Annotated in this window: 13 protein-coding genes; 3 read left to right on the forward strand and 10 right to left on the reverse strand. The window is 42.2% G+C overall.

The annotated features are described in order from the left end of the window. Positions 1-164: 164 nt before the first annotated feature. On the reverse strand, positions 165-1,043 hold the full coding sequence (locus AMR95_RS01975) for a nucleotidyltransferase-like protein (protein WP_047203844.1): 879 nt from the start codon (positions 1,041-1,043) through the stop codon (positions 165-167). A 189-nt stretch (positions 1,044-1,232) separates the two neighbouring features. Between AMR95_RS01975 and AMR95_RS01980 the strand changes: the two genes are divergently transcribed. After that, positions 1,233-1,580: a YgzB family protein gene (locus tag AMR95_RS01980; protein WP_047203845.1), complete on the forward strand. Its 348-nt coding sequence runs from the start codon at positions 1,233-1,235 to the stop codon at positions 1,578-1,580. A gap of 36 nt (positions 1,581-1,616) precedes the next feature. Here AMR95_RS01980 and perR read toward each other — a convergent pair whose 3' ends face one another. Continuing rightward, the gene (gene perR / locus AMR95_RS01985) at positions 1,617-2,054 is read right to left on the reverse strand and encodes a peroxide-responsive transcriptional repressor PerR (RefSeq protein ID WP_003217782.1); all 438 of its coding nucleotides are present in this window, start codon (positions 2,052-2,054) and stop codon (positions 1,617-1,619) included. 157 nt (positions 2,055-2,211) lie between these two features. Further along, a complete protein-coding gene (gene bcp, locus AMR95_RS01990; RefSeq protein WP_024425791.1) occupies positions 2,212-2,679 on the reverse strand; it encodes a thioredoxin-dependent thiol peroxidase in 468 nt (155 codons plus the stop codon). A 129-nt stretch (positions 2,680-2,808) separates the two neighbouring features. On the opposite strand from bcp, the gene AMR95_RS01995 reads away from it, so the two are divergent. Together AMR95_RS01995 and AMR95_RS02000 are read left to right on the forward strand one after the other, a co-directional pair. Next, positions 2,809-4,104 (forward strand): glutamate-1-semialdehyde 2,1-aminomutase, encoded by a 1,296-nt coding sequence (locus AMR95_RS01995; protein ID WP_058837437.1) that lies wholly within the window; start codon positions 2,809-2,811, stop codon positions 4,102-4,104. A gap of 247 nt (positions 4,105-4,351) precedes the next feature. Beyond that, positions 4,352-5,425: an FUSC family protein gene (locus AMR95_RS02000; protein ID WP_039177329.1), complete on the forward strand. Its 1,074-nt coding sequence runs from the start codon at positions 4,352-4,354 to the stop codon at positions 5,423-5,425. Between the two features lie 228 nt (positions 5,426-5,653). Here AMR95_RS02000 and AMR95_RS02005 read toward each other — a convergent pair whose 3' ends face one another. The 7 genes from AMR95_RS02005 to ntdP all read right to left on the reverse strand — a co-directional run bounded on the left by AMR95_RS02005 (position 5,654) and on the right by ntdP (position 13,641). After that, entirely contained in the window at positions 5,654-6,550 is an 897-nt protein-coding gene (locus AMR95_RS02005) for an ABC transporter permease (RefSeq protein WP_048240058.1), read from the reverse strand. Positions 6,551-6,567: 17 nt separating this feature from the next. After that, complete coding sequence (locus AMR95_RS02010; RefSeq protein ID WP_058837498.1) at positions 6,568-7,569, reverse strand: ABC transporter permease; 1,002 nt, start codon at positions 7,567-7,569, stop codon at positions 6,568-6,570. Between the two features lie 61 nt (positions 7,570-7,630). Further along, complete coding sequence (locus AMR95_RS02015; protein ID WP_058837438.1) at positions 7,631-9,217, reverse strand: ABC transporter substrate-binding protein; 1,587 nt, start codon at positions 9,215-9,217, stop codon at positions 7,631-7,633. Beyond that, positions 9,192-10,169 (reverse strand): ABC transporter ATP-binding protein, encoded by a 978-nt coding sequence (locus tag AMR95_RS02020; RefSeq protein ID WP_082672191.1) that lies wholly within the window; start codon positions 10,167-10,169, stop codon positions 9,192-9,194. The genes AMR95_RS02015 and AMR95_RS02020 overlap by 26 nt, the downstream gene beginning before the upstream one ends. After that, positions 10,138-11,160: an ABC transporter ATP-binding protein gene (locus tag AMR95_RS02025; protein ID WP_058837440.1), complete on the reverse strand. Its 1,023-nt coding sequence runs from the start codon at positions 11,158-11,160 to the stop codon at positions 10,138-10,140. The genes AMR95_RS02020 and AMR95_RS02025 overlap by 32 nt, the downstream gene beginning before the upstream one ends. Before the next feature lie 112 nt (positions 11,161-11,272). Further along, positions 11,273-13,015 carry an ABC transporter ATP-binding protein gene (locus AMR95_RS02030; RefSeq protein ID WP_041087357.1) on the reverse strand — a complete coding sequence of 581 codons (1,743 nt, stop codon included), beginning with the start codon at positions 13,013-13,015 and terminating at the stop codon, positions 11,273-11,275. A 95-nt stretch (positions 13,016-13,110) separates the two neighbouring features. Next, positions 13,111-13,641: a nucleoside tri-diphosphate phosphatase gene (gene ntdP / locus AMR95_RS02035; protein WP_024425209.1), complete on the reverse strand. Its 531-nt coding sequence runs from the start codon at positions 13,639-13,641 to the stop codon at positions 13,111-13,113. Positions 13,642-13,653 lie beyond the last annotated feature (12 nt).

Consider the following 13,653-nt stretch of genomic DNA (forward strand, 5'->3'; position numbering starts at 1 on the left):
AGTTTTCAAAGATCATGTTCGTTATCGCTCAGAGGCGACTTTCTTAATATAACATTTGAGCGCCGTGTGCGTCAAGTGTTTTTTAGAATTTCTTTTTGTCAGCTTTTCTTTCAAAGCAACTCAGTTGCTCGTTAGCGACGTTTAATAATATACCATCATAATATTCATGCGTCAATATCTTTTTTCACAAAATATCCTCGATGATAGATTTTTTGTCCTTTTGTCTCAATCGGATCCACTTGAACAATTCCTTTTTCCACAAAGAAATCAATCATCACGCTAAGGTCAGGCGTGAAATACTTTAGATCAGGGTGTGCAAGAAGCTCACCAAAAAGCCATATATCCTTCTGTTCCATGACATGACGTAAATGAGCGGCACCAATTTCTGCTTTTGAATGGATCAAAAAATCATTTGCTAAAAATAAAAGTTCCAAACGCTTATGCAGACTTTCATGGCTTTCAATCAGTTCTGAATAAAGTTTGTATACTTCCGGCTCCATATGACGCACTTGGTTCCAAACGGTCACTTCTGGGTGGAAGCCTTTATCAATTACTTCAATACGTGCTAAGTGATGCAGGGCATGCACAATGGAATTATATGCATCAAGGAATTGATTTGACTCAAAAAATGCTTTTCCTTCTATATATCTGCGAATGAGCTTGCCATATTCTAAACCGATTTTGAGCTTGCGGTTTGAAAACGGGAAAGTACTTAATTCATCAATTAAGTTGAAGATATATTCATTTCGATCAAACAGGACTTTGCCATTCAAAATCCAATCGATGATTCGGCGGTTAGTACCGAGGGTAATCCATTCCTTCAGTTGATCATCTGTGACAACGTTTAAAGAAGCTGTTTGGTGATCGGATTCATAGTGTTTGATAAATACCGGCTCTTCCGCTTCTTTTACGATGACTAAAAGTGCTGCATCAAAGTTATCCGTCTCAGAAGATACTTTATGTCTTCTTTCTACTATAATCACAGCTAATGTATCTGGATGGCTTGCTCTCTCTTGATAAATAGGACGGAGAAGATTTTCCATAGTGATTCCTCCAATACTCGGGTGTAAAGTTCTTCTCTAATGCTATGTATTTCTCCTCATAGAATCAAAATTCCTTCAATACATGAAAAAAGATCATTGAATCATTATAAGCAATTTATTCACAAAACTCTATAACTAATTCAAACGGAAAGGTAAAATGTGCTATATTGGAGATAAGGGGGACTAGGGATGGCGAAATACTCCAGTAAGATTAATAAAATCAGAACATTTGCACTTAGTTTGGTTTTTGTTGGCTTTCTGATCATGTATATCGGTGTGTTCTTCAAGGAATCGATCTGGCTGTCTACTTTCTTTATGCTGCTCGGCGTCTTATCGATTGGATTAAGTACAGCCGTTTACTTTTGGATTGGTATGCTTTCTACGAAGGCAGTACGTGTCGTTTGTCCAGGCTGTGAGAAGGAAACAAAAGTGCTTGGGCGTGTGGACATGTGCATGCATTGCAGGGAGCCGCTTACACTTGATCCAACATTAGAAGGTAAAGAGTTTGATGAATCCTACAATCGAAAAAAGTCATAAAAATAAGCTGACCATTTAACCGGTCAGCTTTTTTCATTAATGATTTTCTTTTTTCGCACATTCTTGACAAGTTCCATAGATCTCCAAGCGATGATGACTAACTGTAAAGCCCGTCACATGGGATGCAAGCTGTTCAACTTCATCAAGGCCAGGATAGTGAAAGTCCACGATTTTTCCGCAGTTTTCACAAATCGCATGGTAGTGGTCAGATGTCGCAAAATCAAATCGGCTTGAGGAATCACCATACGTTAATTCCTTTACTAATCCAGATTCCCGGAAGACTCGTAAATTGTTGTAAACCGTTGCGACACTCATATTTGGAAATTTTCCTTCAAGTGCTTTATATATATCGTCTGCGGTTGGGTGAGTCATAGAATTTACGAGAAACTCCAAGATGGCATGGCGCTGCGGAGTAATTCGAACACCGGTTTCTTTTAGAGCATCTAAAGCGTCTTTTAGTTCGTGAGCAGCCATTTCATCATGCACCTCTCTTCAAAAATATTCTTATATTGTAATCTTTATAAATAGTGTACCCCCAGAGCCGAAACTTTGTCAATTACAATCCTCTTTTTTACCTATTCTTCTTTACAAAAAAGACCGGCATGACTGCCGATCTCATCCTGTTAGGATATTAAGCGTGAGCTTTCAATTCCTCAAGCGCTTCCTCTACGTGGTCTTTTACCTTTACTTTTCGCCATTCTTTCACAAGCGTGCCTTCTTTATTAATAAGAAACGTTGAACGCTCGATTCCCATATATTCTTTGCCAAAGTTCTTTTTCAGCTTCCATACGCCAAAGGCTTCAGACAATTTTTGTTCATCGTCTACAAGAAGCAGGAACGGCAAATCATGTTTTTCTTTAAACTTTTGGTGCTTGTCCTGACTGTCTGGGCTTACGCCGATAATGACAGCATCTAGTTCTGCAAAGCTTTGATGGCGGTCGCGGAAATCACATGCTTCTGTTGTACAGCCTGGTGTCATATCTTTTGGATAGAAATAAAGAACAATATGTTTTCCTTTAAAATCAGAAAGCTTTACTTTCTCCCCATTGTCACCGGTTAATTCAATGTCAGGTACTTGCTGCCCTACTTCGATTGTCATGACACAATCCCTCCAACCTATTTTTTAATTAGCCTATCCAATTTTGAGAGGATATTCAACTAAGGACGCTTGCATCGGCATGTTAAAATAATGATAGACGACGTGATACGTTGAGATAGGAGGCTATTTATGAAATTCACAGAATCAGAAAAATTACATCAAGAGGCGCTGGAGCACATTGTTGGAGGTGTCAACAGCCCGTCTCGTTCATATAAGGCAGTAGGCGGCGGTTCACCCGTTGCGATGGAAAGAGGAGAAGGCGCTTATTTTTGGGATGTTGACGGAAACCGCTATATCGACTATCTAGCAGCATACGGTCCAATTATTACAGGACACGCCCACCCGCATATTACAAAAGCCATCACGAAAGCGGCTGAAACAGGTGTCCTTTACGGAACACCAACGAAGCATGAAGTCACTTTTGCTAAAATGCTGAAGGAAGCCATGCCTGCTTTGGACAAAGTTCGTTTTGTCAATTCAGGTACAGAAGCGGTGATGACAACGATTCGAGTGGCTCGCGCATATACAGGCAGAACAAAAATCATTAAGTTTGCCGGATGCTATCATGGCCACTCTGATCTTGTGCTAGTGGCAGCTGGCTCTGGTCCTTCCACTTTAGGAACACCTGATTCTGCGGGTGTACCAAAGAGTATCGCCAATGAAGTCATTACCGTTCCATTTAATGATATTGACAGCTATAAAGAAGCATTAGATCGCTGGGGCGATGAAGTAGCTGCTGTCCTTGTCGAGCCAATTGTCGGGAACTTCGGCATCGTGGAACCTAAGGACGGTTTCCTGCAGCAGGTCAATGACCTCACACATGAAAAAGGCGCACTGGTGATTTATGATGAAGTCATTACCGCTTTCCGCTTTATGTATGGCGGTGCACAGGACTTGCTTCAAGTAAAACCTGACCTTACTGCATTAGGAAAAATTATTGGCGGCGGACTTCCTATCGGTGCTTACGGCGGTAGAAAAGAAATTATGGAACAAGTTGCTCCGCTTGGACCAGCCTATCAAGCTGGCACAATGGCAGGAAATCCTGCATCCATTCTTTCAGGTATTGCCTGCTTGGAAGTGTTAAAAGAAGACGGCGTTTACGAACGTCTTGATCAGCTTGGCGCTATGTTAGAAGAAGGCATTTTAGCCCATGCCAAAAAGCATCAAGTAGATATTACAGTGAATCGCTTAAAAGGCGCTCTCACAATTTATTTCACAACAGAAACGATTGTGAACTACGAGCAGGCTGAAAATACGGATGGCGAAATGTTTGCCCGCTTCTTCAAATTAATGCTCGCGCAAGGCATTAACCTCGCTCCTTCTAAATATGAAGCTTGGTTCTTAACAATTGCACATACTGAAAAAGATATTTCCGAGACGCTGCAAGCTGTAGATCATGCGTTTGCACAGCTGAAACAATCATAATGAAGTCCAAAACAGGCGTAAAAACATGCGCCTGTTTTTTTATTGACCAGCTCTTGTTTGTCAAAAGCGTGCGAATCTGTTACATTTCTTCTCAATACCTTCTTTTGATGTTTTCATGAACTTTCAAAAATCACTTGAATATTTCGGAAGACCGCTGTATATTACTTAGTTGTTTCATCAAAATATGAATGATAAATGACGAGTGATCATCTATTATCGAAAAGAAAGGAATGCAGGGACAAAACCAATGAAACTTGGAGCCCGTATTTTAAAAACTGGTATTGCCATTGTACTCGCGCTTTACCTGGCAACATGGCTTGGGTTGCCAACGCCCGTCTTCGCGGGAATTGCAGCTGTATTTGCTATCCAGCCATCTATTTATCGATCTTTTTTAACCATTGTTGATCAAGTGCAAGCCAATATTATTGGAGCAGCGCTTGCCATTACGTTCGGTCTGCTTTTTGGCACAGGACCAGTCATTATCGGTTTAACCGCCGTCATGGTCATCGCCATTAATTTAAAGCTGAAGATTGAACACACGATTCCGATTGCACTTGTAACCGTCATCGCGATTTTAGAAAGTGCAGGGGATCATTTCCTTTCCTTTGCCTTAATCCGAACAGCTACTGTGGTGTTAGGAGTTCTTTCTTCATTTCTAGTGAATTTAATCTTCCTGCCGCCAAAGTATGAAACAAAGCTTGTTCATCACATTATGGAAAATACGGAGGAGATTTTAAAATGGATCCGTCTGACCTCCAGACAGTCTACTGATCATTCCACTTTAAAGGATGACATCGATCAAATAAAAGAACGCATGATCAAATTAGATCACATTTACTTGTTATACAAAGAAGAACGAAGCTATTTAAAGAAAACCACCTATGTCAAATCAAGAAAGCTTGTTTTATTCAGGCAGGCCATTATGGCATCAAATCGTGCTCTATATTTGCTGAAAAAGCTTCATAAATTAGAAAATGAGATTCATTTGATGCCAGAGCATTTCAGGGAAAGCTTAACGGATGAAATTGATTATTTACTGTATTGGCATGAGCGCACCTTGATGAAATTCGTCGGAAAAATGAAGCCGCAGGACGATGAATTTCAAAATGAATGCTCTCTTCGCCTTGAAACGTTAACGAAATCATTTATTCAGCATCAGCAAAACCAAGAAAACGACCTGCTCGATTACAACATGCTGAATGTCATGTCCAGCATCATCGAATACCGTGATGAATTAGAACATTTAGATACATTGATTACAAGCTTCCAGACGTATCACCCAAAAGATAGTGAAATTGAGACAGAAGAAAAAGAAGCATAAACAGAAAAGACCGATTCCTAGAATCGGTCTTAAATTGTTGACAAAGAGCTAAAATGATTCTGATTTAAGCTCTTTGTCTTCTTTTCAGAGTGACCTGAAAACCTTTGCAGTCTAGGAAGAACGAGTACCGGAGCGGAGCGAATTGAGTATTCGTGAGCACCGGCACGCAGGACTGACACCGAATGCGAGGGTTTGTCAGTGCGCTGAGACCGATTCTGAGAATCGGTCTTATTTTATTTTCTTCATTTTAGGATCTAGTGTATCTCTTAATCCATCCCCCATCAGGTTAAATCCGAGAACAGTCAGCATGATCGCTATCCCTGGGAAGAATAATGTCCAAGGGGCTTGAACGAGATAAGGTCTCGCGTCGGCGAGCATTTTTCCCCATTCTGGACTTGGCGCCTGTGCACCCAATCCTAAAAAGCCTAAAGCCGCTGCCTCAATAATTGCGGTTCCGATCGCTAGCGTCGCCTGTACGATGACCGGCACCATACTATTTGGCAGAATGTGGCGCAGCACGATGCGGCGGTGTGACATTCCTACCGCCTTTGCTGCCAGCACGTATTCTTCTTGTTTAATACTCAGCACTTTTGAACGAACGAGCCGTCCAAAGGTTGGGACATTAATAATCGCAATGGCAATAAGGGCATTTTGTAAGGAGGGGCCTAGGATGGAGACAATAGCAATCGCTAAGAGAATGCTAGGAAAAGCAAGTAAAATATCAAACAATCTCGAGATCACAGCATCTAGCACTCTTCCGCCATAGCCAGCTATCAATCCAAGCAGTGTGCCTAAAATGACAGACCCGAGAACCGAGAAGAAGCCGACCCATAAGGATATCCGTGCTCCATGCACAACTCTTGAAAAGATATCTCTACCGAAATCATCTGTACCAAACCAGTGTGCAGCTGAGGGGGCACTAAATCGCTCACCAAGTGATTGTTCATTGATTCCATAAGGAGCAATGAGCGGTGCAAAGATCGCTAGGATGAGAAATAAAAAGACAATCACACTGCCAATGACCGCCAGCTTATGCTGAAAGAACTGTTTCATTGATTCAAGAATCAATGATTGAGGGCGTTCATCTTTTGGCTGAGGTGGGTCAAGCTCTTTTTGTGCTTCCATATTGTCACTCTCCCTCCCTAATATTTAATCCTTGGATCAATAACCGCATACAAGATGTCCACAATGAAATTGATTAGGACAAATATAAGCGCAACGACGAGAATGCCTGTTTGAATGACTGGGTAATCACGATAACTGATGGCGTCATATATATACCGGCCAATCCCCGGCCAAGCAAAAATGGTTTCTGTTAAAATCGCTCCACCAAGCAAGAGGCCTGTCTGAAGACCAATAATCGTCAAGATCGGAATGAGCGCATTTTTCAGACCATGCTGATAAATGATGAACAATGAACGTACTCCTTTTGCTTTTGCTGTTCGAATAAAGTCTGAATGAAGCACTTCCAGCATACTTGCCCTTGTAATTCTCGCAATAATCGCTGCAGGGATTGTGGCGAGTGCTGTACTTGGTAAGATCAAATGCTTGATGCTGTCAACGAATTGATCAAACCGGCCATGCAAAAGCGTGTCCAGTGTATGAATATACGTAATCGATTCGACTGGATTCCTTACGTTTTCTCGACCCGTTGTCGGCAAAACACCTAATTCGATCGAGAACAGCCACTGCCCCATTAAGCCTAACCAGAAAATTGGCATGGACACTCCGATGAGTGCAATAAACATTGCGGCATAATCAAAGAAAGAATGCTTAAACCAAGCACTAATGATTCCGGCATTCACTCCCACGACAATCGCCAGCACCATGGCAAAAAAGGTCAATTCTAACGTCGCAAATAAGTAAGGCTTCATTTCCTGGGCAATAGCCGCTCCTGTTCGAATAGAAGTCCCTAAATCCCCTTTTAAAAGGCCAAGCATATAATGACCGTATTGAACATACCATGGCTGATCTAAACCGAGCTGGATCGTTAATTGTTCTACTGCCTCTTTCGTTGCCCGCTGTCCTAAGATGACCTGCGCTGGATTTCCAGGTATAAAACGAATAATTGAAAACACGACCAATGTCATTCCGATCAGTACTGGGATGAGCATTCCTGCCCGCTTCATACAATAAGCAAACAAACAGCTTTCACCGCCTTTTTCTTTGTTTGTATAAGGGAGATACAAGATCTCCCTTATTTGCTTATTCGAAATACACGTCAGTTAAAGCTTCTGAGCCAGTTGGATGCGGCTGGTAGCCTTTTAAATCATTAGATGCGGCAAGCATTGGAATTGAATGCACCAATGGAATCCAAGGTGCTTCGTCATGAATGATTTCCTGTGCTTTTTTATACAGCTCATTTCGTTTCTTTTGATCTGTGTCTGTTTGCGCTTCAATGAGGATGTCATGCATTTTATCGTTTTCGAAGAATGTATAGTTGTTACCGCCAATGCTGTCTTTGTCCAGCAGTGTGTAAATAAAATTATCAGGATCGCCATTGTCCCCTGTCCAGCCTAATAAGAACACATCCGCTTCCCCTTTACTTGCTTTATCTAAATAGGTCGCCCAGTCATATGTCACAATTTCTGCTTTGACACCGACTTTTTCAAAATTTGACTGAATGACTTCTGCTACCTTCATCCCATCTGGCATGTATGGACGTGGTACAGGCATCGCCCAAAGTTTGATGCGAAAGCCATCAGGGAAGCCCGCTTCTTTTAATAGTTCTTTCGCTTTTTCTGGATCATACGGATATGGCTCAATGTCATCATTGTAGCCTTCTAAAGCTGGCGGCAATGGATTTTTTGCGGGCTCAGCAAGTCCGCCATAAAATGACTCAATAATCGATTCTTTATCGACCGCATAATTGAGTGCCTGACGAACCAGCTTGTTATCGAGCGGCTTTCTTGTGACGGTCAGTCCGATATAGCCTACGTTCATCGATGGTCTTTCAATGAGCTGGAGTGCTTTGTCGGTTTTAATGCCATCTAGATCTGAGGGATTCACGCCATCCATTAAGTCGATCTCGTCTGTTTTCAAGGCATTTAAACGAGCAGAGTTTTCTGGGATGGAGCGGAAGATGATTTGATTCAGTTTCGGTTTACCCTTCTGCCAATAATTCTCGTTCTTTTCTAACACAATACGGTCGTTTTGCTTCCACTCTTTAAACTTGAATGGTCCTGTCCCTACCGGATTTTCTCTAAATGAATCACCGCTTTTTTCAACGGCCGTTGGACTGGCAATGCCAAATGGTGACATAGCGATGTTTTTAAGGAATGTCGCCTGCGGGCGCTTTAGCTGAAATTCAATTTCATGCTCGCCTTTGACGATGATGTCTTTAATGACATGCCCTTTATCTTTTTTATAGCCGCCAAACATGCCATAGTAAGGGAACTTTTCTGCGTCTCCATTCATCCAGCGGTCAAAGTTGAATTTCACTGCTTCTGCGTTAAAGTCTGTGCCATCGTGAAATTTCACACCTTCTCTTAAGTAGAACGTGTATGATTTTCCGTCCTTTGCAACATCCCAATCTGTTGCGAGGCCAGGATGGATGGTCGTGTCTTTCTCACCGTAATTCAAAAGCTTTTCAAATATATTCTCTGTGACCTTGAAGGTTTCGCCTTCTGTCGTTGTGATTGGATCTAGTGAAGTGGAGTCTCCTCCCCTGCCAAATACGAGGGTGTCTTTTGTTGCTTTTTCTTCCGATGTCGGTGATGATGAGCATCCTCCTAAAAAGAGCGCCAGTGCCAGCACAAAAATGAAACTACTGAATAACCATGTCTTCTTCATTGTGTTCCTCCTTTTGATATAAATAACATGCAGCCGCATGTCCCGATTCCTTCTCATACAAAGCAGGAACTGCTTTCAGGCATTTCTCCCATCTTTTTGGACACCTTTTGTAGAAAGGACAGCCGCCGCGTTCCGTCATTGTGATCTCTTCTGCTGCCACATCTTGCGCCTCTAGTACGTGATCCATATGTGGAATGGATTTCAGAAGCAGCGACGTATAGGGATGAAGCGGGCTGTGAAACACCTCTTCGGCAGGCCCCATCTCGACAATGCGCCCAGCATACATGACGGCGATCCGGTCGCTCATATATCTGACAACCCCAAGGTCGTGAGAAATAAATATATACGTCAGAGAAAGCGTCTTTTGCAATTCAAGCATCAAATTCAAAATTTGCGCTTGAACGGATACATCTAAAGCCGAAACTGGTTCATCGGCAATAACTAGACTCGGGTGCGTAATAAGCGCTCTAGCAATGCCAATACGCTGCCTTTGTCCGCCGCTGAATTGGTGCGCATAACGTTCCCCGTAGGAAGGATCAAATCCAACAATGTGCAGCATCTCTTTAACCCGTTTCCGTCTTTCTGCTTTCGTCCCATGATGATGAACAATCAGCGGTTCCTCTAAAATATCTTTGATTTTCATTCTCGGATTTAAAGAAGCATAAGGATCTTGAAAGATCATTTGAATATCTTTTCTTAAGGAACGCATGTCTCGTTCTTTCAGAAGCGTGATCTCCTGCCCTTTTAATTGAATAGAGCCTGACGTCGGTTCAGTCAATCTCATTAGGCTTTTGCCGAGTGTTGATTTCCCGCAGCCTGATTCACCAACAATGCCAAGCGTTTCTCCTTCCTTCACGTGAAAGGACACTTGATTTAAAGCCAAAGTCGATTGTTTATATTTAGAAAAAAAAGCGGCTGTGTCATACCGTTTTGTCAGCTGATTCACTTGCAACAGTGGGTGACTCAGTGTCTTCTCCTCCTCCCATTAGAAAACATGCCACGCGATGATTCTGTTCAATGGATTGTAAGGCTGGATCTTTTTCAAGACATTGCGCCATTTGATATCGGCAGCGTGGTGCAAATTGACAGCCGGACCGGATGGCCCCTGGCTTAGGCACATGACCTGCAATAGAGATAAGTTTTTCTTTTTTCTCTTTAAACGATGGGACTGAGGCGAAAAGACCTTTCGTGTAGGGATGCAGAGGTTTTTGAAAAATACGGTCAACGGTTCCTTCTTCTACAATTCGACCGGCATACATAATCAAGACTCGCTGGCATATTTGCCGCACCACGCCTAGATCGTGAGTAATAAATAAAATAGCAGTGTCCATCTCTTCGTTCAGCTTTTTGAGCAGACGAAGGATTTGCGCTTGGATGGTGACATCAAGTGCAGTTGTCGGTTCATCAGCGATCATGAGCTTTGGGTGACAAAGCATTGCCATCGCAATCATGACACGCTGGCGCATGCCGCCTGATAATTCGTGTGGATATTTTTTAAGTAACGATTCTGCTTGCTTCAACCCAACTGTTTGAAGCAGATCAACCGCCTTCGCTTTTGCTTCTTTTTGACCGATTGCTTGATGTGTGAAAAGGGCTTCCGTCATTTGTTTGCCGATGGTCATTAATGGGTTCAGAGAAGTCATGGGCTCTTGGAAAATCATCGAAATGTCATTTCCTCTTATCTCTCGCCACTCTTTCTCTGAAAGTGACAGCAGATTTTGCCCTTCGAAATGAACCTCGCCCGTTGTATCGGTTTGCTGATTCAATCCCATTAATGACATGCTTGTGATACTTTTCCCGCAGCCAGATTCGCCCACAATCCCTAACGTTTCTCCTTTTTGAATTGAGAACGATATGTGATGGACGATGGGCACTTTTTGCTTTTTCTGCTGAAACGCAATGGACAGCTGTTTGACATCTAGCAGCACGTCTTGTTCTTTCACATATTCACCACCCCGTCATACTTTTTAAAATTGTATTGAGACAAGCTGGGAAATATGTCATGTTTTTGACAAGCATAAAAAAGCCTATCCGCTAGAATCGGATAGGCTTCTACTAATTTAATGTTTGAATGGTAAATAAATGACGATAGTGGCTGTCTCGGTTCATTAATTCTTCGTGTGTTCCTTTTTCCACAATTTCGCCTTGTTCCATGACCACAATTTGGTCAGCATGTGTAATGGTTGATAAGCGGTGTGCGACAATAAAGGTTGTGCGGTCCTTCGCCAGCTTTTGCATCGCTTCTTGAATGTAATGCTCACTTTCTAAATCAAGTGCAGACGTCGCTTCGTCTAAAATCAACAGCGGTGGATTTTTTAGAAATACCCTTGCAATGGAAATCCGCTGTTTTTGTCCGCCTGACAGCTTTACGCCCCGTTCTCCTACTTTCGTGTCATATCCTTCAGGAAGAGACATAATAAAATCATGTGCATTTGCCGCTTTTGCAGCCGACACGATTTTTTCAAAAGGTGCTTCAGGGTCACCAACCGCAATATTTTCTTTAATCGTGTCACTGAATAGGAATGTATCCTGCAGCACCATTCCGACTTGATTTCGAAGACTTCTTGCTTTGTACTCTTTTATATCAATGCCGTCAATTTCAAGTGACCCGTTTGTGACATCATAAAACCTTGGAATTAAGCTGACGAGTGTCGACTTCCCTCCACCGCTCATTCCTACAAGCGCAACCGTTTGTCCTTTTTCTACTTTCAAGGAGATGTTGTGCAGAATCTCTTCCTGCGTGTGTTCATAACGAAACGACACATGTTTAAACTCGACCTCTCCTTTTAAATGATTGGCTTCTTTTGCATTCGGCCGGTCTGTGACCTCATATGGCTCATCAATAAACTCAAAGATCCGATCCATTGACGCAACGGACTGGGTTAACGTCGTGGATGAGTTAATGAGACGGCGAATCGGATTATACATCCGGTCAATATAGCCGACAAAGGCGATCATCGTCCCAATTGAAAGCGACCCGTTAATCACGGTGTAACCCGCAAATGCAATGATTAACAGCGGCGCAATGTCGGTGATGGTATTGACGACAGCAAATGTTTTGGCGTTCCAATTCGTATGGTTGATTGCTTTGTTTAAGAAATTTTTGTTTTCATCATGAAAATTCTCTTGTTCATATTCTTCAATCGCAAAGCTGCGAATGACCGGCATTCCTTGTACCCGCTCATGCAGGTGCCCTTGCACTTCAGCCAGCGCCTGTGACCGCTCTTTTGTCAGCTTACGAAGCCGTCCGTAAAAATACTTTACTGCAAACGCATATAGCGGAAAAATAATGACAGACACAATGGTGAGCTTCAGATCCAGTGTACACATAATGGCGATAACGATCAGTACAGTCATCATATCCAGCCAAATGTTCATAAGACCTGTGATGACAAATTCCTTTGTTTGCTCCACATCGTTGATCACTCTTGAAATAATTTCTCCTGTTCTCGTGTTGGCATAATAACGAAGACTTAGCTTTTGAATATGCGAGAACAGCTTCTCCCGAATATCAAACAATACCTTACTGCCTGTCCACTGTGCGTAGTATTGTCTATAGTATTCAACAGGCGGCCTCATCACTAAAAATAATACGAGCATGATTCCCATTATGATCAGTAGAGTTGATGTCTTTTCTTCAGGCGACCCCGAGCCTTGAATGACATCATCAATGACATACTTTAAAAGCAGAGGCAATGTTAACGGAATCGAGAATTTAATCATTCCGATGACCATTGTTAATGCAATCTGTTTTTTATACGGTGTTACAAAAGCCATGTAGCGTTTAATGACCCCCATGTAAATCTCCTTCCCAATCTATCAGTGCCTCTTATCCGTACGCAGTCAAAAACCTGTTAGCCTAAAAAGCCAAACAGGTTTTTTGATGCTCTTGCTTATTTTGTATAATGTAAAAAACGTTCATACCACATATCCACAAATTCAGGAGCAAACGGACCTTTCCGCTGATGAATCCAATGCAGTAATGTATTTAGATGCTCTCTTAAGATACTATCGATTTCTTTTGGATAATTCATCTGCCTCTTATGATCTGCATATTCGTCCTCATCCAAAATATTGTACGTCATGTCTGGAAAGACTTTGACGTCTAAATCGTAATCAATATACTTAATTGCCTCATCATCTGTCGCAAAAGGAGAGCTGATGTTGCAGTAGTAATATACCCCATCATCTCTAAGCATCCCAATTACATTAAACCATTGTTTTGCATGGAAATAGCAAATAGCCGGTTCTCTCGTCATCCAAGTACGGCCGTCGGATTCAGTCACCATTGTACGGTCGTTTGCACCAATGATACACAATTCCGTTGCTTTCAGAATGGTAGTTTCATTCCAAATCCTGTGGATCAAGCCATTATGTTTATAGCTTTGAATTTGGATGGTTTCTCCTTCCTTGGGATAGCCCATATTTTCTCCCCT

Source organism: Bacillus sp. G1(2015b), assembly GCF_001482475.1.
GTDB lineage: Bacteria > Bacillota > Bacilli > Bacillales > Bacillaceae > Bacillus > Bacillus safensis.